This window comes from Cognatundibacterium curvum (assembly GCF_014284235.1).
Taxonomy (GTDB): domain Bacteria; phylum Pseudomonadota; class Gammaproteobacteria; order Burkholderiales; family Burkholderiaceae_D; genus Undibacterium; species Undibacterium curvum.
The window spans coordinates 1-20,106 of the sequence record NZ_JACOGD010000003.1; the positions used below are offsets into that span (position 1 = coordinate 1).

Here is a 20,106-nt window from a genome sequence, read left to right on the forward strand (position 1 = left end):
GAACACACCGCATTCCTTTACCGGTAGGCCGGGTACAACGATTCGCGCTCAAACCCGGTGCCCACTGGAATGGTCAGGCCAGTCCTAAACCAGAGATCGTGCGCTTGTTTCAGACCGGGCCGGGGAAAGACTAGTTTTCTGATGCTGACGCAAGACTGCTTTTAAGGACATGAAGATGAATCATCCATTTTATCCGTACCGCCGTAGCTGGCTGTTGCAAGTGAGAAGTAAGGCATTTAGTTTGGGCGAATTTGCTTCTGTCCATGTCTATGGAAATTTTGGTCTGAGTTAGTTAACTACGCACGGATCCAGACATCGTGGCAGTTGCCTGATGCGATCGTAACCTAAATAAATCATCGGAATACCCACAAAGAAAGTGAAACATGGAACCACAACTTTTGGAGTACTACAATCAGGAGCTGACCTATATGCGCGAGAGCGCTGCGGAGTTTGCTGAGCTGCACCCTAAGATTGCACGGCGTCTGGGTTTGCATGGGGTAGAGGTGGCTGACCCTTATGTGGAAAGGCTGATCGAGGCATTTTGTTTTATGTCGGCGCGTATGCGTATCAAGCTGGATGCGGAGTTTCCACGCTTTACCCAGCGTTTGCTGGAAGTGGTGTATCCGAATTATGTGAGCCCTACCCCGTCGATGGCGGTAGCACAGCTGCGCCCGGCGATGTTAGTCGGTGACTTTAGCAGTGGCTTTGCAGTACCGCGCGACACGGCATTTTTTTCCAAGATACCGGAGGGTGAACAGACCGCTTGTGAATTCCGCTCCAGTCAGGATGTGATGTTGTGGCCGATAGAAATCGTCGATGCCAGGCTGGCCGGCGTACCGCCCGATATTCCGGCCTTGGGGCGATATTTACCACCGCATTTGCAGGTCGCAGGCAGTCTGCGCTTACGGCTGCGGGTTGTGGGTGAACTGAATTTTTCTGATCTCAAAGGCCTCGATAGTTTGCCCATCTATCTGAGCGGTGATGAGCAGATTGCCTCACACTTGTTTGAATTGCTGCATGCAGGTGCGGTTGCGACGCTGACTGGCTTGCCGGGGCATATGGCGGATCAACCTCATGTGGTGGTTCAGGATGCACTGGTAAAGGAGGGCTTGCAGCCGGAACAGAGTGTGTTGCCGCTGGCCTGGAATACCTGGCATGGCCATAATTTACTGCATGAATATTTCGCTTGCCCGAGCCGGTTTTACTTTTTCTCTTTACAAAATCTGTCCGCCGGTTTGGCAAAAATCCAGGCGAAAGAAGCAGAAATCGTTATTCTGCTCACACGTGATACGCAAAGCCTGCGCGGTCTGGTAGATAAAAATCAGTTCGCATTATTTTGTACTCCGGTGGTGAATTTATTTCCGCGCCGGACCGACAGACTGGAAATAAAAACCGGTCACAATGAGTTTCATTTGTTGCCAGATCGCGCACGCCCTATGGACTATGAAGTTTTCAGCGTATCTGAAATGCTGGCACAGCGTTCGGAAGCGGATGCCGGTGTGAGCTTCCGCCCTTTGTTCCAGACTTTGAACCAGGATGAGGGAAATCACGGGCGTTATTTTTCATTGCGGCGTGAACCCAGACTGGATTCTGACTCGGCCCGTAAATACGGCACCCGCACCGCCTATACCGGTACCGAAGTGTTTGTCAGTCTGGTGGATCAGCATGAAGCCCCCTACAGCGAAACACTGCGCTATTTGTCGGTACAGGCGATGCTCACCAATCGTGATTTGCCACGTCTGATACCGCGTAATGGGGTATCCGATCTGCGCGTGGTGGCATCCTTGCCACTGGAAAGTGTGGGTTTGATTCGCCCCCCCAGCGCACCGATGCCAGCGTTCGCTCAGGGCGAGATGGCCTGGCGTCTGGTGCGGCAGCTCAGCTTTAATTATCTGCCTTTGCTGGATATGGATGCACGCCAGGGGGCACAGGCTTTACGCGATATGCTGCGCTTATTCGTCAACACTCAGGATGTGGTGGCAGCGCGCCAGGTCAGCGCGCTGATCGGTAGCCATATAGAGCCAGTGACACGGCGTTTGCCTGGCAACGGGCCGTTGGTGTACGGGCGTGGTGTGCAATGTACGCTGACTGTGGATGAAGACGGTTTCAGTGGCGTCAGTCCCTATTTGTTTGGCGTGGTCCTTGAGCATTATCTGGCACGTCATGTCGCCATCAATGTGTTCACCCAAACCAGGCTGGAGTCCATGCAGCGCGGCATGGTGGCAGAGTGGCCCGTGCGCATGGGCACACGAGGAGTGGTGTGATGCAATCCAAAACAAGACACAAGAAGCCAGCCAATGCCGATAGCGAACAGCGTTTGCGGCAAGCGCAGGAGCAACCATGGCAACACGGCTTTGTTCCCTTGTTGCGCTATCTTGCTGCAGTTCATACGGATCAACCAGCGATAGGACAGGCGCAAAGGCCATCACAAGAGCGTTACCGCTTAGGGCAACAAGCCAGCCTGGCCTTTTCACCGCGCGAAATCGCCTCAGTATCTGAACGTGACGGACGTTGGATGATCAAGCTGTTTGGCTTAGGGATGCTGGGTTCGAATGGCGTATTGCCTTTGCACTTTACCGAATTAGTTCGTGAGCGCAGCGAAGCGAAGCTGGATCATACTTTGGCAAATTTTCTGGATATGTTTCACCATCGCTGGATGACACATATGTACCGTGCCTGGTCTCAGGCACAAAGTGCAGCCGGTCTGGACCGGGCCGATGCAGAGAGTTTTTCCCGCTACATTGCGCGCATAGGCGGTGATGAACCGGATGAGGTTCAGGGTAGCGCGCTGAGCCCGCATGCACGCTGGGCTTCAGTAGCACACAGAGTGCGTGCTGCACGTAATCCGGATGGTCTGGTTAGCACCCTGGCGCGTTATTTTGGGGTGAAGGTTGCATTGCGTGAATACTGTCTGGCATGGATGCCGATAGAGCCACAGGATCAATGTAGGCTTGGTCAGGCCGGAATGGCGGGGACGTTGGGGCAGGGCGCTATGCTGGGGGAAGTGGTGGCTGACCGGCAAACCCGGTTTCGCCTGATTATTGGCCCATTAAACCTGAGCGCCTATCTGCGCCTGACGCCTCAGGGTGATCAAACAGGCAGTGATCTGGCGGCACTGGTCGAGCTGGTGCGTGCCTTTGTCGGCTTTGAATATATCTGGGAAGTTGAATTGCTGATCCAGTCTCATGCTGCTCCGGCAACGCAATTGGGTGAGCATGCTCAGCTGGGCTGGTCCAGCTGGATGGGTGGTGAATCCCTGGCTGGATTGGAATCCATCACAGGCATGATACTGGAGCCGGAAAATTACATAGGCAAGCGTGATCAGCAACAGCCTGCCGTTACCACACTAGCCACCACAACACCAGGATATCCGCAATGAAAGCCTTACAGCAGCTCTACAGCAAATTAATCGATGGCTTAAAGCCTGCGGAAAATATCCCCACACAATTTTTAGAACCCATCAGCGAGGCCGCACCTTGTGGCGACAGTCTGGAGTACGACAATGAGTTTGCAGTCCTGCGCAGCCGTTTGGAGCCAAGGGCGGAGGTGCAATATGGCAGCTTCACCAGCAAAGCCGAGGAGCCTGACTGGAGCGAGATAGAACGTGACTGCCTGCGCTTATTATTGCGCTCCAAAGACATCACTTTGTTGATCTGGTACGCACGCTGTCGTACCCGCTCTGCCGGTGCCGAAGGCGTGGCACAGGGGCTGTGCGCATTGAGCGCAGTGCTTTCCCGTTTTGAACGTGAGGTTCATCCGCAATTGCTGATTGATAATTGCATCGACCCGGCCGTGCGCGCCAATGCGCTGGCGGCATTGTGTGATCCCGAAGGCTTATTGAGTGACATCCGTAATGTACTGATTTCCGGTAATACCTCGGCTCGCCTGACGGTACGTGACGTAGAACGTGCACTGGCAGTCCCCAGACTGCCAAATGCCTTAGACCCTGATCTCGTTAAGCGTCAGTTGGCCGACCTGTACACGCGTCAGGGGAGTGGCATTAAAGCATTACTGTCTGCGGGAGTGCATACGCAGAAAATCATCGATTGGGCAAAGGCTAACCTCAAAGGTGAAGCACCGGATCTGACTTCTTTGCAAAGATTACTAGCGACGATGACTGCCTTTTCACAAGGGCTGCATTTTTCTGAGAAAGTGACACCCAGCAAAACGGCTCATCCTCCAAATAGCAGTGAAAACCACGAAGCTGATTCGATTCAAGAATCGCAGACAAAGAGCAGCGCGCAATCACCGGGGGCAGAGTCTGGCCGGGCGAATCTGCTGTCACCGTTCGGGAATCAAACTATGGCCGTATCACAGGAAATTGGCATGAGCACTGAGCAGCAGCGCGAACATATCCGTCAGTTACTCAGCCAGGCCCGTATCTGGATAGAAAAAAATGAACCCAGCAGCCCAGTCGCACTGCTGCTCAAACAGGCTGAACGCCTATGGGGCAAACGCTTTTCCGAAGTTGCTCATTTCATTCCCGCAGATTTATTAAAGGCTTGGGATGAAGAGGAAGGATGAGCTGGCAAAGCCAAAGCTTAAGTCCGCCCGTTGGCTATGTTTATCAGTTCATTTCCGTGCCGCCCGCGCTACTTTCGAAATCAAGAGCAGGCTTGCAAAGCTGCTCGCTGGTTTTTCACAAGCTGACCAGGTGCCCGTAGAGGATGACGGTACGGCTGTATAGATGATTTTTGATTTTCTGCGACGAAGGTCCATCCGATTTCTTTGCTGACTGAGTGAGCGTCAGTGCTGCGCCTGAATTGCTCACTGAAGAACTGCTTTGTGTCCTCCGCTTGCAGATTCAAGCCATATGCCGCTCAATGAATGGCAGTGAGTGCGCCAGACGCATCGCTGCCATCAATGTGTTGCTGGCAAAGTAAAGCAGCATCTTTGGGCAGTAATGGATGTAATAACAGTTCTGAAAGATTCGCTGGTTCGGCCAGGCAGCACTGAGTCACAAAAAGAGCTGTCAGCAAAAGTTTTTCATCGATAGTTCTTACTTAACTTTAACAGCTTATTACTATATCTGGTCGTCAGATACGCCAGTGCGCAGCTGTGCTGGATGCACTTGATCTCAAGGTCGTTGTGTAGCTCAAGAGTAGTTGAAAAAAGGATGGACTGCGTCAGCAGGTAGATATATTTTGATGGGATGAATCCAGAATTGCGGAACTACTGCCGAATTGCGGAACTAAATCCACATAAAATAAATGCGGCGTACATCGCTGTAAGCCGCATGAATTCTTGTGGTGCCGAGAGCCGGAATCGAACCGGCACGCCTTGCGGCGCGGGATTTTGAGTCCCGTGCGTCTACCTATTCCGCCATCTCGGCAACGCGTAGGCGAGATTATGACAGGGTGGAGGGGGTTTTGCAAGCCGACATCGGTTTTTGCTATGCAATGCGCTGGGGTGCTTGCCGTTTCATGCACCGGATACGGTTTTGTGGTGCTGGCGTTGTACGTGTCGCAGATAGCACCACAGGCTGATGGCGATCAGTACCACGCTGAGTGTGTTGGCGATCCAAAAGCCGGTTGCGCCATGTACGTTTGCCGGAAACCAGCCGCCAGGATCGATGCCTAACAGGTAGCCACCACCCAGTCCACAACCCCACAGCGTCAGCGCATACAACAGGGTGGGGACGATGGCGACGTGGTAGGCGCGCAGGATGAAGGCGATGATGACTTGGATCGCATCAAATATCTGATAGACCGCAACCAGAATAAACAAGGGCATGGCGGCTTCAATGATGGCGGGATTATCGGTGTAGGCGAGCAGTATCCAGCTTCTGCCCAGTACAATCAGTAGCGCCAGTGGCAGGTTCAGGCACAGGGCCAGCCTGATACCTGCACTGGCGGTCAGCCTGGCTTGATTATGCTGACCGGCACCCAGCGCTTGTGCAGTCAGCGTGGCGCAGGCATTGGCGATAGAAAGAGGCAGCATGTAGAGCACAGTGCCAAAATTGGCGCTCAGCTGATGGCCGGAGACGGCGATTTCACCAAAGCGCGCAATGAATAAAGCCATGAAGGCATAGGCCGTGACTTCAATCAGATAGCTCAGGCCCATAGGGATGCCAAGTCGCAGCAATTGCTTCATGCTGGGCCAGTGCGGCCAGACAAAACCGCTGCCAAACAGAGCAAACTGTTGATACAGCGTGGCATGGCGCAGTATGAACCACGCGATCAGCAGCGTGAGCCAGGAAATGATGACGGTTGCCACGGCACAGCCCGGCCCGCCCATGGCAGGCAGACCGTAACCACCAAAAATAAATAAACTGTTTAACGGGAATTTCAATCCCAGGCTGAGCACCTGTATCGCCATCACCATTTTGGGTTTGCCTATCGCATTATTGAGTGCGCTGTAAATCCTGAAGCCCATAGTGGCGGGCAGGGCATAGGCGAGTATCTGCAGGTATTGCGCCGCTTTGTCGGTCAGTGTGGCATCGGCATGCGCAATGCTGAGTAAAGTCTGCGGGAACAGTAAGGCCAGGCAACCGATGATGGTCAGCAGCGCGGCCAGCCACATACCTTGTTTCACGCGTAGTCCAATCGCGCGGAATTCCTGTGCACCGTATAGCTGGCCTATGGTGGGAGAGAGTGCCTGCAGCACGCCATTGAGCCCGACAAAGATGCTGATATAAATCGATACGCCGATAGACAGCGCGGCCAGATCGGTGGCGGAATAGCGTGAAGTCAGTGCGGTATCAATGACGCCGTTACTGACGGTGGCGAGCTGCCCGACCAGCACCGGCCAGGCTAGCGCGCCTATGCGGCGCATTGCTTGTTTCGCGCCGCCCGCGGTGTCACTCATGGACGCTTGCGGCGATACAGTGTGAACAATTCATCCTTGTCGGCAGCGCGGTGTCCTATCCAGATCGACTCCCATTCTTTGGCCTCGTAGTGGCTTGGCATCTCAGGCGTGAAGCTGTATCGGCGGCTGTGCTGCAGCAGCAGGTATTGGCAATTGTGATCAGAGAAACCGGCAAAGCGTAGTTTGCCAAAGTAGGCAAAACTGGCGCGCTGTGACGGGCCAACATAGGCTTCCACACAAGCGTTCTGAGTCGGCAGATGTTGTTGTAAGTCCTCAGACAGTGCGGCGTAACTGATGCGGTGATTGATCCATGGCAGGCCTATGCTGAGCAATAACAGCCAGCATAAAATCACGCCACCGGCTGACAGCACCACGGCGCGCCACAATACAGACGGGCGACGTGAAATGCGCCAGTAGACCAGCATGAACCAGGCGATAGTGGCTGCACACGCGATTAGAAAAACCAGGGGCTGGAAGCTGGACTCGAAACCCGGTGCAAGCAGGCGCAGCTTCAGACTCAGCTTATCTGGCCAGCCCGTCTGTAAAGCGATATATGCGAGCCAGATCAGACTGGCTGTACCTGTCATGACCATCACAGCAAACCAGTCGACCGCATTGATTGCACTGCGTTTCATGGTTGGCAGGCCAAACGCGGCGAGTATAGAAATCGCCGGTAGCAGTGGCAGTAACAGCGATTCTTCAGAGTTGTGGTTGATGAATGCGAGTATCGTAAAACACAGCAAAAATGCCGCTGATAAGGAAATATGCAGCGCTTTTTCTTGTCTGCGCCAGGCAAACACAGCCCAGGCCGCGAACGGCCATGCAGGCCAGGCAAACCAGATTGCATATTTAAAGAAGTAGCTGATGCTATCCAGGTCAGGCATTCTGATCTGGCGATAATTCCATTCCATCCAGGCTGGAAAAGGGCTGCTGTCGAAGGGGTGATGCTGACGTAATACCAGCATCCAGGCTATCGGTAGCAGACATGCCAGCGGCAGCGCGCCAAGCACATAGCGTATCTTTGCAGACTGTCCGCGCACTATGCATAAAGCGGACAAGGTCAGTGTCAAAGCTGCGGGTACCACCCAGCCCCGGTTCAGGATCAGTAAGCCCAGTACCAGCCCCAGTTGCAGGCTGTAGCGAATGTTTGGTTCATCGAGCAAACGCACGCACAGATAAAAAGTGAAGGCGACCAGTGCCATTTGCAGGCTTTCCACCCCGGTTTCATGGCTGTGTAACAGCAAACCCAGGCTGGCGATATAAATCAGCAAAGCGCCGTCAGCCAGCGTACGTCCGAAATCACGAGGCTCAGGCTGGCCGCCAAAGGCTAATTTGAGGGGCTGAGCTTCTGGTCTTCGGCCCAATAAATAAGTCGCATACCAGACTGAAACCGCACCGATCAGAAAAAATAGTCCTGTCATCAGACGCGCGGCCATAGGCTCGCCCATAACGCCACCTAACAGCTTGATGCTCACAGCGCCTATCCAATAGGCGAGCGGGCCTTTTTCCGGTAATGGCAAGCCAGCGATATGTGGCCATAACCAGTCTGCGATCGTGCCGTGAGCCATCGTCCACATCACACCAAAGCTGGTCGCATCATCGCCTTTCCAGGGATCGCGTCCTATCAGTCCCGGCAGAATATACAGCAGGCAAAGAGCAAAAATTCCCCAGCGTGGTAAGGCAATGGTGGCAGCAGCAGGCAGACGGACTGGCTTCATAATTCGGTGAGTAAGCAGAGCGGTTGTTTAACAGTAGGGGATGGTAGATTGTAAGTAAAGCCGCAGTAAAAAAGGCAGCCTGAGCTGCCTTTTTTATGGAAATCGTTGCGCTGATTAGTTGGCAACTGCGGTTTTGGAACCGACTTTGCCGAACTTTTGGCGGAATTTTTCAACGCGGCCAGCGGTATCAACGATTTTATGTTTGCCAGTGTAGAAAGGATGGGATTCTGCAGAAACCTCGATCTTGATCAGTGGCAGAGTTTTGCCTTCGAATTCAACTGTTTCTTTGCTGTGAATTGTAGAGCGTGTTACGAATTTGAAATCGTTAGAAACGTCGTGGAACAACACTTCACGATAATTTGGGTGGATGCCGTCTTTCATGCTTGCCTCGAAATAAAAGTTGGTAGCCAATAAGCACTTCGTCGGTCGCACAGCTTCTTGACCCGATTGCGTATCACTTGCCAGAATTGAATTAAATTAATTGATAACCTGCACATGCAAGTTGCCAAGCCCGCGATTATACAATGCAAACCGGATTGAATGCCAGCTTGGCGAGTTTAGCGTGGTTCTGTAGCGTGGTTTATGCTGGGAAACAGTCTGTCTATATGTCACTTTTAATGTTGCATATAAGAATTGCATCGCTACAGAACAGACTTCTAACAGGTAAAATCTCATGGTTTGAGTTAAGAAAGCAGGGAATGGCAAGTACGACATTAGGAATGAATGCCATGTTGCACACGATAGAGTTCGTCGGCGTGCTGGCATTTGCATGTTCGGGATTTATTGAAGCCCGGCGTAAGCGTATGGATTTTGTCGGGGTATTTACGGTCGCCTTTATTACGGCTTTTGGCGGTGGTACTTTGCGCGATCTGTTGCTGGATCGGCGGCCCTTGTTCTGGGTGGAAAATCAGGAATATCCGATACTGATATTTATCTTTGCTCTGATCGCTGTCCCGCTATTGCGCCGTTTGCGCCATGTGGTGACTGAGAATATTCTGGAATGGGCCGATGCACTGGGTCTGGGCTTATTCAGCGTGACCGGCACTTCGCTGGCTTTTGAATCCGGCATGCCTATGTTTGTGTGCGTGATGATGGGCGTCGTGACCGGTATTTTTGGTGGTGTGCTCAGGGATGTGATCTGTAATGAAATCCCGCTGGTATTCCGGCGCAGCCAGTTGTATGCAACCTGCGCCTTCACCGGTTGTTGGGTCTATCTGGGGATGTCGTATTTTGAGTTTAGCGATGCAGCCGCGTTGTCAGCCGGGATCATCAGCACCTTTGCTTTGCGTATGCTGGCGGTGAAATTCGATCTGAAGCTGCCTGCCTGAGCTGGTGCCTTGCGGTCTGATTTCGTTTGCAGGTTCAGGCCGCAGCTGGTTTTTTGAGTGGCGGTCGCGCGATTAAGCCAGCCAGGAACATATCTACCATCGCCTCTGCATGTTCGTTCATGTTGTAAGCGCGCGTATCTTCCAGCCATTCACGCAGCAGGCCGATCAGGAATCCATGGTTGGCTTGCATCGCGATCCAGGTATCTGTCTGGGCCGGTAATTGCCCTTGATTCACCGCATTTTGAATAATGCCCTGGACTTTGGCCAGGCACTCATCGCGCTTTTCTCTTTCGTCGACAAAGAAAGGCAGGTCAGAGTTCTTTTCACAGCGATGCATGATGATGTCGAATACTTTGCGCTGACGCAGATCACTGGCAACCTGGCGTAAGAAGTGAATATTCAACTGGCGTAAAGCAGCGATAGGATCCCGGTCAGGTGCAGCAGAAATCTCATTCAGCAGTGACTCCATAGGCAGGAAGGCGCGGTCACACATGGCCTGAAATAAGGCATTTTTATCTTTAAAGTGCCAGTAAATGGCACCACGCGTCATTCCCGCTGCGCTGGCCACATCATTGAGCGTGGTGTTAGTCACACCTTTGCTGGCAAAGACCTCCTCTGCTGCATCTAATAATGCGGCATAGGTTTCTAATGCTTCTTCTTTGGTCTTTCTTGCCATGATATGTGTTTGCTTTCTGATCCCGGTATATGACGAACTGCCTGCAGTAAAGCGTTTCCTTACTTCAAAACTGGTAAGGACGGCATCTTAAAAGTTGGCCTCGGTTTGCGCAATGTACGTCTGTCATCGAATTCGAAAAAAGTGCAGATATACAGCTTTCTACTGTGTAATTTTGTTTGTAAGCAACATTTACTTATTGAAATGCTAATTTATTGCCTGTGATAATGAAAACACTGCACAGATAATTGCTGTCAGGCAGCGGTTTTCCCAACGTTGAATAAAAAAACCAACAATTCATCTATTCGTCATTGCATTGTCATTGTGCTAGCGCAATGTCTTGTTAATCTATAAGGGTATTGCAGAACCTTATTTACAAACATTCGTGTATGTATATAATAGCACACCATCCTTTCATCAATCAGAAAGAATTACCATGCACTCTACAGGCATCCCTTCCTCCCGGTCATCCGACCTGTCCGCTCAGATAGAGCAATTATTTTCCCGTCGTTCCCTGCGCGTGCTGGCTGTCAGTTTGCCTTTGCTGGCACTGGCTGCGTGTGGCAAGCAAGGTGCGCCGCAAGGTGCGGGCGGCATGCCACCACCTGAAGTTAACGTGGTCAAGCTGGAAAGCAGCGATCTGGCGCTGGACTATGAATATGTAGGCCAAACCGCAGGTTCCAAAGAAACTGAAATCCGTGCGCGTGTACCTGGTATTTTGGAAAACCGTCTTTACGAAGAAGGCGCGCGCGTCAAAGCTGGAACCGTATTGTTCCAGATAGACCCATCCACTTATCAAACCCAGCTCGCTTCTGCTGAAGCGGCGGCGGCGGTATCCGAAGCTAAGCTGAATCAGGCCAAGCGTGAATATGCGCGCTTAGCGCCACTGGCCGCAGAAAAAGCGATCAGCCAGAAAGAATTTGATGACGCTAAATCCAATTTGGAAACAGCCGAGGCCAGCCTGAAGCAGGTCCGTGCTCAGGTCAATGAAGCACGTCTGAATCTGAGCTACACCAAAGTTGTCGCACCTATCGATGGCGTCACCGGGATGGCAGCTAAATCCAACGGCAGCCTGGTGACTGCAGCCGACAGCCTGCTTACGAGCATCGTACAAACCGACACGCTGTATGTGAACTTCAGTATCCCTGAAGCCGACTACCTGAAAGTAGCAAAAGAAGTCGGTAGCGGCAAAGTTGCAGTTCCGGGTAAGCGAGCCAATAACGGCAGTATCGGTTTTGATGTGAAGCTGAAGCTGGCAGATGGTTCAATGTTCCCGACCACAGGAAAAATGAATTTTGTGAGCGAGCGTATCAATACCGCTAATGGTGGCTTTGATGCACGTGCACAGGTCGCGAATCCCGAAGGCACACTGCGTCCTGGGCAATTTGTACGTGTGATTTTATCCGGTGCCAAACGTACAGCCGCACTGGCTGTGCCACAACGTGCAGTCATCGATGGACCTATGGGTAAGATGGTTTTTGTGGTGACACCGGATAACAAACTGGTACCTAAGCCAGTAGAGCTGGATGGCTGGACACATGGACAATGGATAGTCACCAAGGGCTTGCAGGCCGGTGAGCAAGTGATGGTCGACGGTGTGATCAAGGCGCATGATCCGGGCATGACCGTCAAGCCACTGGTCGTTTCCGCGCAGGCTGCGCTGAACCCGCCGCCAGCGATGCCAGGCGCGCCTGCAGGCAAGCCTGCATCAGCCAGTGCTTCTGCATCGGCTCCGGCGGCAGCATCGGCAGCATCTGCCTCAGCAGCAAAATAAGCTGAGCCGGTTCAAAGGCAATTCCAAGCCAGGCAGTTACTTTTTCATGAACATCCTGTCCTGAATTAGGGCGGGCGATAAGGAAACATTCATGTTCTCAAAATTTTTTATTAACCGGCCGATTTTCGCGACTGTGGTGTCGCTGATCATCGTGCTGGCAGGTCTGGCCGCACTGCGTGTGCTGCCGATCTCACGCTATCCGGAGATTTCTCCGCCAGTCGTGAATGTGACAGCGTTTTATCCTGGCGCTTCGGCTGAAGTGATAGAACGTACAGTTGCAGCACCGATTGAGGAACAGATCAATGGTGTGGAACACATGCTGTATATGGACTCTGTGTCGTCGGCAGATGGTCGCGTTTCTATCAACGTGACTTTTGAAGTCGGCACCAATCTCGATATTGCAGCGGTTAACGTGAACAACCGTGTGCGCCAGGCTGATGCCAAGCTGCCGCAAGAGGTACGCCGTCAAGGTGTAACCGTCTCCAAGAGTTCGTCGAACTTCCTGGTGGTGGCTGCTTTGTATTCACCGGATAACCGCTACGATTCTCTCTACCTGTCAAATTACGCTACGCAGAACGTACTGGATGCAATCAAACGTATTCCGGGTACCACCAATGTACAGATTTTCGGTGCCAAAGATTATGCGATGCGGATCTGGATGCGTCCTGATCGCATGGCGCAACTGGGCGTGACGGTAGCGGATATTTCTAACGCCATCAATGAGCAAAATGCCCAGTATGCGGCCGGTAAAGTTGGTGCGACACCGAACACCACTGAAGAGCTGACCATGACGGTGACGGCCAAAGGGCGTTTGCTGGAGCCAGAACAATTCGCCAATATCATCGTCAGAACAGATAAAAGCGGCGCTGCTATCCGCATCAAAGATGTGGCCAGGGTAGAACTGGGTTCGAAAGATTACAACCTGTATGGACGCGTGAATGGACATCCATCTGCCAACGTCGGTGTCTTCCTGCAGACTGGTGCCAATGCGTTGGAAACCCGTCAAGCAGTAGAAAAAACTTTGCAGGAGCTGAAGGCGAAATTCCCTGAAGGGATGACTTACGCGGTTCCTTATGACACCACACCGTTTGTGACGGAGTCGATTGCTGAAGTGCTTAAGACGCTGGCTGAAGCGATGGTGCTGGTATTTATCGTGGTTTACCTGTTCCTGCAAAGCTGGCGTGCCACCATCATTCCTACTCTCGCTGTTCCAGTCTCACTGATTGGTACGATGGCGGGTCTGCATTTACTCGGATATTCGATCAACACGCTGACCCTGTTCGGCATGGTGCTGGCGATCGGTATCGTGGTCGATGACGCGATTGTGGTGCTGGAAAACGTAGAACGTCTGATGAATGAAGAGGGCATGTCTCCCAAAGAGGCCGCCATCGAAGCGATGCATGAAGTTACCGGGCCGGTGATTGCGATTGTGCTGGTGCTGGTTGCCGCGTTTGGTCCGATTGCTTTCCTCGGTGGGCTGGCAGGTGAGTTATACCGTCAATTCTCGGTCACGATTTCGATTGCGGTTGTATTGTCCGGTATCGTCGCGTTGACACTCACCCCTGCCTTGTGCGCGATTTTGCTGAAACCGGGTGCAGAGAATCATCATCCTTTCTTCCTTTGGTTTAATGCGGCTTTCCTGCGTTTGACCAAGCGTTATACCAACGGTGTGAGCTTCTTCCTTAAGCGTGCAGTGTTAGGCACGGCGCTGGTGCTGGGTATGGTGGCACTGACCGGTGTGTTATGGAAAACGGTACCTGGTGGCCTGGTACCGGATGAAGATCAGGGTTATTTCATTGGCGCTGCTATCCTGCCTGACGGCGCGTCGCTGGACCGTACTGATGCGATGGTGAAGCAAGTCGAAGCCGCGATGAAATCGAATGGGAGCATAGACACGACGTTTGCGCTGGTCGGTCTGGATTTCCTTGGTGGTGGTGGTCTGAAATCCTCTTCAGCAACCATGTTTTTCCCGTTGAAACCCTGGGATGAGCGGTCTAAGTCTGCTCAACAGCTGGTCGGTGAAAGCTATATGAAGACCGGGCATATCAAGGAAGGTTTGCCGCTGTTCTTTGCGCCGCCTGCAATACAAGGTCTGGGACAAACCGGTGGTTTTGAATTCTATTTACAAAATGCCGGTGAAGGTGGTGTGAAACGTTTAGCACAGATACTGCCTTTGCTGATCGCAGAAGCGAATAAGCAACCGGAACTGGCTGGTGTGAAAACCTTATGGCAGGCTAATTCCCCGCAGTTGTATGTCGACGTAGATAATGAAAAAGCCAAATCCATGGGCGTATCTTTGCCAGATGTGTACAACACGCTGGCAGCGACTATGGGTAACTACTATGTGAACGACTTCAATAAAAACGGTCGTATCTACACGGTACAGTTACAGGCAGATGGACAGTTCCGTGCCAAGCCAGAAGACATAGGCAATATGTATGTGCGCAGCGCTTCCGGCCAGATGATACCGGTACGTGCTTTCACCACCATCAAGTTCATTACCGGACCGGATTCTGTGCAGCGTTTCAATGCAATGCCAGCGATTAAACTGATGGGCGATGCCAAACCAGGCTTTAGCTCGGGACAGGCAATTGCAGCGATGGAGCGTGCTGCGAAAAATGTGTTGCCGGCTGATGTGGTGTACGACTGGGGCGGTGCTTCATTCCAGGAAAAACGCAGCAGCAATGCAGCGGGTCTGGCTTTAGGTGCCGGTGTACTGATGATCTTCCTGATTCTGGCTGCTCAGTATGAAAAATGGTCACTGCCATTCTCAGTATTGCTGGCTATGCCTTTCGGTATCTTCGGCGCCTTGCTGGCTGTGTATCTGCGTCACTTTAATAATGACGTGTATTTCCAGATCGGTCTGGTGACCTTGCTTGGCTTATCGGCGAAAAATGCGATTCTGATTGTGGAGTTTGCGGTGATGAAGGTGCATGAGGGTTACGCGCCGGTAGCAGCCGCAGTGGAAGCCGCCCGTCTGCGTTTCCGTCCGATTCTGATGACTTCGCTGGCCTTTATTCTTGGCGTAGTACCTCTGGCGTTTTCGCATGGCGCCGGTGCCGCAGCCCGTCAGTCACTGGGGACCGGCGTGTTGGGCGGTATGCTGGCAGCGACTTTCCTGGCGATCTTCTTTGTGCCTTTGTTCTTTAAACTGATCAATGACAAACGCTTTAAAACAACAGCAGAAGATTTCCATCATCCGGATCACATTCCTCTGAGCCAGTCGCATCAAGCACAAGGGAAGGAATAATTATGTTGAAATTATCGTTGAGTTATAGCGCAGTGCTGAGTGCCTTGATGCTGAGTGCCTGTGCTTCAGTGGGGCCGGATTATCAACGTCCTGCACTGGAATTGCCGGGATCTGCGAAAACAGAAAACCTGGCAAGCGCAGGCAAGCCTGGCCTGCTTGCTGCTGATCTGACCCAGTGGTGGGCACAGTTCCAGGACCCGGTGCTGACCGACCTGATATTGGAAGCTGCGAAATATAATCAGGATTTATTACTGGCTACCGGACGCATAGAAGAAGCGCGTGCACTGGCAGTTGGTGCGACTTCAAACCGCTATCCTACGGTGGATGCCACCCTGGTCGGCACCAAAGTCCGCACCAGTGAAAATGCAGGCAAACTGGCGGCTGGTGCCAATCCGGTCAGTAAAGATTTTCAGCTCGGTTTGACGGCTTCCTATGAAGTTGACGTTTGGGGCAAGTTATCGCGTGCCGATGAGGCTGCCAAAGCACGTTTACTGGCGCAGGAACAGAATCGCAATGTAGTGCAAACTACTCTGTTCAGTAATCTGGCTCAGTCTTATTTCGCATTACGTGCAGCCGATGCCCAGTTAAAGCTGGCGCAGGAAACCGATAAGACCCGCGCCGAAAATCTGCGTCTGCAACAGAAGCGTCGTGCCGCCGGTGCCATTAGCGAGCTGGATTTACATCAGGCTGAGGCAGAAACTGCAAGTGCTGAAGCCAGCGTTGCGCAAGCTAAGCAAAATGTCGCCAACCTGGAATCTGCCATCGCAGTATTGTTAGGCCGCAGCCCGGCTGGCATCGCGCATCCCGTGATTGCGCGCGGCAGTGAGATTTCCAGTCTTTATCAGCATTTGCAATTACCTGCTGATTTATCGTCTGAGGTCTTGAATCGCCGTCCTGATATTCTGGCCGCAGAGCAGGCGTTGGTGGCGGCGAATGCAGACATCGGTCAGGCAAAAGCTGCTTACTTCCCGAGTCTGAAACTGACCAGCGGTATCGGCTACGAATCGCGCGTGTTTAAAGACCTGGTCGACCCTTCTTCCCTGTTGTGGAATCTGGGGGCGAATCTGGTACAACCGGTATTCAGGGCCGGTGCAATCGGAGCTGTGGTAGCGGGTGCAGAAGCACGTAAAACCCAGGCTACGGCTCAATATGTGCAAGCGGTACAGGGGGCATTCCGCGATGTGCATGATGCGCTGAATAATGCTGAGGCCAATGCCCAGCTTTACACCGCGAATCAAAAACGCGTGCTGGCCTTGAAAGACAGTCAGCGTCTGGCCGAGTTACGCTACAAAAATGGCTATTCCAGCTATCTGGAAGTGCTGAATGCGCAGCGTGATCTGGCTCAGGTTGAGTCTGGCCTGATCGAAACTCAGCGCGCCCATCTGAGTGCCGTCGTTGGCCTGTACAAGGCCTTGGGCGGTGGCTGGAATAATGCCGCAAGCGCAAACGTTCAGAAACCATAAGCTCAGGCTTCAAAACTCAGGTCATTGCGTTTAACAGGACAGCCCCTCAGCAATTGTTGCAGGGGCTGTCTCTTTTCTAAACATGATCATTTTTGAGAAAAGCTGATTGTGTTGAGTGTAAGACCCGAATCGTCAGCCTGAGAGTATCCATCTTTTTTTGTGAATCGACAGTGAAATAAAAAAGGGCTGGCAAATTGATTTGCCAGCCCTTTATCTGTCTCAGGCAGACAGATTAACCACCACGACGCATCATTTCAAAAAACTCTGCATTGTTTTTAGTGGCTTTCATTTTGTCCTGAATGAATTCCATCGCTTCGATTTCATCCATCGAGTACAGCAACTTACGCAAAATCCAGATCTTTTGCAGCTGATCCGGTTTGATCAGCAATTCTTCACGGCGGGTGCCGGATTTGTTCAGGTTGATAGCTGGATAAACGCGTTTTTCTGCCAGGCGACGTTCCAGGTGAACTTCCATGTTACCTGTACCTTTGAATTCTTCGTAAATCACGTCATCCATGCGGCTGCCAGTTTCGATCAGCGCGGTAGCGATGATGGTCAGCGAGCCACCTTCTTCCACGTTACGTGCTGCACCGAAGAAGCGTTTCGGACGTTGCAGTGCATTCGCATCGACACCACCGGTCAATACTTTGCCGGACGCCGGAATCACTGTGTTATAGGCACGTGCCAGACGGGTAATGGAATCAAGCAGAATCACCACGTCCTTCTTCATTTCAACCAGACGCTTGGCTTTTTCCAGCACCATTTCGGCAACTTGTACATGGCGCAAAGCGGGCTCATCGAAAGTCGAGGCAACCACTTCGCCGCGCACCGAACGCTGCATCTCAGTGACTTCTTCCGGACGTTCGTCGATCAGCAATACGATCAGTGTCACATCCGGATGGTTAGTCGTTATCGCATGTGCCACGTGTTGCAGCATCACAGATTTACCAGACTTAGGCGAGGCAACCAACAGACCACGCTGACCACGGCCTATCGGTGCAATCATGTCGATAATGCGGCCAGTAGTATTTTCTTCGCCGCGCATTTCGCGTTCCAGCGTCAGCACCTTATTCGGATGCAGTGGCGTCAGGTTTTCAAACAGAATACGGTGTTTGGACGCTTCCGGCGATTCGCCGTTGACTTTGTCCACTTTCACCAGTGCGAAGTAACGCTCACCATCTTTCGGGGTACGGACTTCACCTTCGATCGAATCGCCGGTATGCAGATTGAAACGGCGGATCTGGGAAGGAGAAATATAGATATCGTCGGTCGAGGCCATGTAGCTGGCATCTGGTGAACGCAGAAAGCCAAAGCCGTCTGGTAAAACTTCCAGAGTGCCGTCGCCGAAAATTTGCTCGCCCGCTTTGGCGCGTTTTTTCAGGATGGCAAACATTAATTCCTGCTTGCGCATACGGGCTGCGTTGTCGATTTCAAGTCCTATGGCCATGTCCAGCAAAGCGGATACGTGCAGGGCCTTTAATTCAGATAGATGCATGGTGAGTGTCCCGGGATGGGAAAATGAGGTGGGGGAGTGAACGGGGGAAATGACAGAATAAACAGAATAGTTATTATGTACTCTTGTGTACTTAAGTACTTAACTGACACACAGCCAGTTTCGGTTCTTGTTACTTAGTCGTTCAGTAATCGGTAATCGTATTTAATTCACGCTGTAACTGCCGGTGTCAGCAGCTACAGCGTGGTGATGATACCTTAGATATTGCTATCAATGAAGGAAACCAACTGACCTTTTGCCAGCGCGCCGACTTTTTGTGCAGCTGCAGCGCCATCCTTGAACAGGATCAGGGTTGGAATGCCACGGATACCGAATTTGGCAGGTACTGCCTGGTTCGCATCGACGTCCATTTTGGCAACAACAATTTTGTCGCCATATTCTTTAGCAACTTCTTCCAGAATAGGGGCGATCATTTTGCAAGGACCACACCACTCAGCCCAGAAGTCAACCAGTACTGGTTTGTCAGATTTCAATACGTCAGCTTCAAAGGAAGCATCGCTTACATGTTTGATGTTTTCGCTCATGGAATCCTCGTTGAGAGGGAAAAATTAAGGGGTAACAGCGCCACAGAATGTCGGTCGGTTATTTGGAATTTGCCGAATTCAAATTTGTATCTGAAGGCGATTGGCCAGAATTCAATGGTGACATCCAGAATGTACCAGAATTATGCCAACGAAGAGTCAGGCGTGGTTAGCTATGCAGCAAATAATAACCTATTTTTTTAAAAAGTGGGTCGTTGAACATAAAAATCTGTAAGTCGCTCATTGAATCCCTTGCTGCCTGCCGCTTAGCAGGTAGAGTTAAGTGCACTCAGGGCGACACTTTGGTGCCTGGCAGAATTGGACAGTCTGGCTTTGAAAATTCGCAGCTGCTTAGGGCTGCGCTTGTTGAATATGCTTGCGACTTGCTGCTGGTTTCCCGCCTGGTTTGAGGGATTTAACGAAATTTCGCGTCAGACTCAGCTTGGCTGCTGGAAATTTGCTCGTATAATAAGAGCTCAGATTTGTTGCATCCAAAACCTAGCCTATGATGATTCCCGAATTCGAATTACTCGCCGAAAAAGTCGCCAGACTCGCTGAGCTGACGCATGCATTGCGCGCAGAAAACGCTGCCTTACGCAATGAACTGGCTGGCCAGACGGCAAAGAATCTGGATATGCAACAACGCATAGAGCAAGCACAGGATCGTGTGCTGGCGCTGATACAGTTATTGCCACCAGAAATTGTTAATCAAGATCAAGAGGAAGATGCGGCATGACCGAGAAAAAAGTCATACAGGTAGATGTGATGATCATGGGACAAAGTTATAAGTTGTCCTGCCGTGAGGGTGAAGATCGCGCCTTACGCGAAGCCGCCGCCTATCTGGATGCAAAAATGTGCGCCATCCGCGATACGTCCAAGGTCAAAGGGACGGACAGGATAGCCGTGATGGCGGCCTTGGGCATGACCACGGAATTGCTGGCGACCAAAACCTCAGAAGGCCCGCTGTCCGGCATGTCGATTTCCGAAGTCAGGCAGAAAATCACTGGCATGCACCAAATCATGGATCAGGCACTGACGCCGCAAGAAAAGCTATTCTGA

15 protein-coding genes and 1 tRNA gene are annotated in these 20,106 nt (G+C 51.9%); 9 read left to right on the forward strand and 7 right to left on the reverse strand.

Annotated elements, in window-relative coordinates:
- The first annotated feature begins 383 nt into the window (after positions 1–383).
- From tssF to H8K43_RS06180, 3 genes are read left to right on the forward strand one after another with little or no spacing between them, the layout of a single operon-like run.
- Positions 384–2,264: a type VI secretion system baseplate subunit TssF gene (gene tssF, locus H8K43_RS06170; RefSeq protein ID WP_186903045.1), complete on the forward strand. Its 1,881-nt coding sequence runs from the start codon at positions 384–386 to the stop codon at positions 2,262–2,264.
- The gene (gene tssG, locus H8K43_RS06175) at positions 2,264–3,379 is read left to right on the forward strand and encodes a type VI secretion system baseplate subunit TssG (protein WP_186903046.1); all 1,116 of its coding nucleotides are present in this window, start codon (positions 2,264–2,266) and stop codon (positions 3,377–3,379) included. Before tssF ends, tssG begins: the two co-directional genes overlap by 1 nt.
- Positions 3,376–4,524, forward strand: coding sequence for a type VI secretion system protein TssA (locus H8K43_RS06180; protein WP_186903047.1), 1,149 nt, complete (start codon positions 3,376–3,378; stop codon positions 4,522–4,524). Before tssG ends, H8K43_RS06180 begins: the two co-directional genes overlap by 4 nt.
- Before the next feature lie 723 nt (positions 4,525–5,247).
- Here H8K43_RS06180 and H8K43_RS06185 read toward each other — a convergent pair.
- The 4 genes from H8K43_RS06185 to H8K43_RS06200 form a co-directional block, all read right to left on the reverse strand.
- Positions 5,248–5,332: transfer RNA gene (locus tag H8K43_RS06185), tRNA-Leu, on the reverse strand.
- 89 nt (positions 5,333–5,421) lie between these two features.
- Positions 5,422–6,807 (reverse strand): MATE family efflux transporter, encoded by a 1,386-nt coding sequence (locus H8K43_RS06190; RefSeq protein WP_186903048.1) that lies wholly within the window; start codon positions 6,805–6,807, stop codon positions 5,422–5,424.
- A complete protein-coding gene (locus tag H8K43_RS06195) occupies positions 6,804–8,525 on the reverse strand; it encodes an ArnT family glycosyltransferase (RefSeq protein ID WP_186903049.1) in 1,722 nt (573 codons plus the stop codon). Before H8K43_RS06195 ends, H8K43_RS06190 begins: the two co-directional genes overlap by 4 nt.
- Positions 8,526–8,639: 114 nt before the next feature.
- A complete protein-coding gene (locus H8K43_RS06200; RefSeq protein WP_162019943.1) occupies positions 8,640–8,906 on the reverse strand; it encodes a type B 50S ribosomal protein L31 in 267 nt (88 codons plus the stop codon).
- A gap of 317 nt (positions 8,907–9,223) precedes the next feature.
- Here H8K43_RS06200 and H8K43_RS06205 point away from each other — a divergent pair, with 317 nt between their 5' ends.
- On the forward strand, positions 9,224–9,853 hold the full coding sequence (locus H8K43_RS06205; protein WP_230403721.1) for a trimeric intracellular cation channel family protein: 630 nt from the start codon (positions 9,224–9,226) through the stop codon (positions 9,851–9,853).
- A 34-nt stretch (positions 9,854–9,887) separates the two neighbouring features.
- Here H8K43_RS06205 and H8K43_RS06210 read toward each other — a convergent pair whose 3' ends face one another.
- A complete protein-coding gene (locus tag H8K43_RS06210; protein ID WP_186903050.1) occupies positions 9,888–10,529 on the reverse strand; it encodes a TetR family transcriptional regulator in 642 nt (213 codons plus the stop codon).
- 433 nt (positions 10,530–10,962) lie between these two features.
- Here H8K43_RS06210 and H8K43_RS06215 point away from each other — a divergent pair, with 433 nt between their 5' ends.
- The 3 genes from H8K43_RS06215 (at position 10,963) to H8K43_RS06225 (ending at position 17,013) form a co-directional block, all read left to right on the forward strand.
- Positions 10,963–12,300 carry an efflux RND transporter periplasmic adaptor subunit gene (locus H8K43_RS06215; protein WP_186903051.1) on the forward strand — a complete coding sequence of 446 codons (1,338 nt, stop codon included), beginning with the start codon at positions 10,963–10,965 and terminating at the stop codon, positions 12,298–12,300.
- 91 nt (positions 12,301–12,391) lie between these two features.
- On the forward strand, positions 12,392–15,550 hold the full coding sequence (locus H8K43_RS06220) for an efflux RND transporter permease subunit (RefSeq protein ID WP_186903052.1): 3,159 nt from the start codon (positions 12,392–12,394) through the stop codon (positions 15,548–15,550).
- A gap of 2 nt (positions 15,551–15,552) precedes the next feature.
- Complete coding sequence (locus tag H8K43_RS06225; protein ID WP_186903053.1) at positions 15,553–17,013, forward strand: efflux transporter outer membrane subunit; 1,461 nt, start codon at positions 15,553–15,555, stop codon at positions 17,011–17,013.
- Positions 17,014–17,245: 232 nt separating this feature from the next.
- On the opposite strand, the gene rho is transcribed toward H8K43_RS06225, so the two are convergent.
- Complete coding sequence (gene rho, locus H8K43_RS06230; RefSeq protein ID WP_162019950.1) at positions 17,246–18,508, reverse strand: transcription termination factor Rho; 1,263 nt, start codon at positions 18,506–18,508, stop codon at positions 17,246–17,248.
- A 215-nt stretch (positions 18,509–18,723) separates the two neighbouring features.
- Positions 18,724–19,050 (reverse strand): thioredoxin TrxA, encoded by a 327-nt coding sequence (gene trxA / locus H8K43_RS06235; RefSeq protein ID WP_162019951.1) that lies wholly within the window; start codon positions 19,048–19,050, stop codon positions 18,724–18,726.
- Positions 19,051–19,552: 502 nt separating this feature from the next.
- Between trxA and H8K43_RS06240 the strand changes: the two genes are divergently transcribed.
- Positions 19,553–19,783: a DUF904 domain-containing protein gene (locus tag H8K43_RS06240; RefSeq protein WP_230403723.1), complete on the forward strand. Its 231-nt coding sequence runs from the start codon at positions 19,553–19,555 to the stop codon at positions 19,781–19,783.
- Complete coding sequence (locus tag H8K43_RS06245) at positions 19,780–20,106, forward strand: cell division protein ZapA (RefSeq protein WP_162019952.1); 327 nt, start codon at positions 19,780–19,782, stop codon at positions 20,104–20,106. Before H8K43_RS06240 ends, H8K43_RS06245 begins: the two co-directional genes overlap by 4 nt.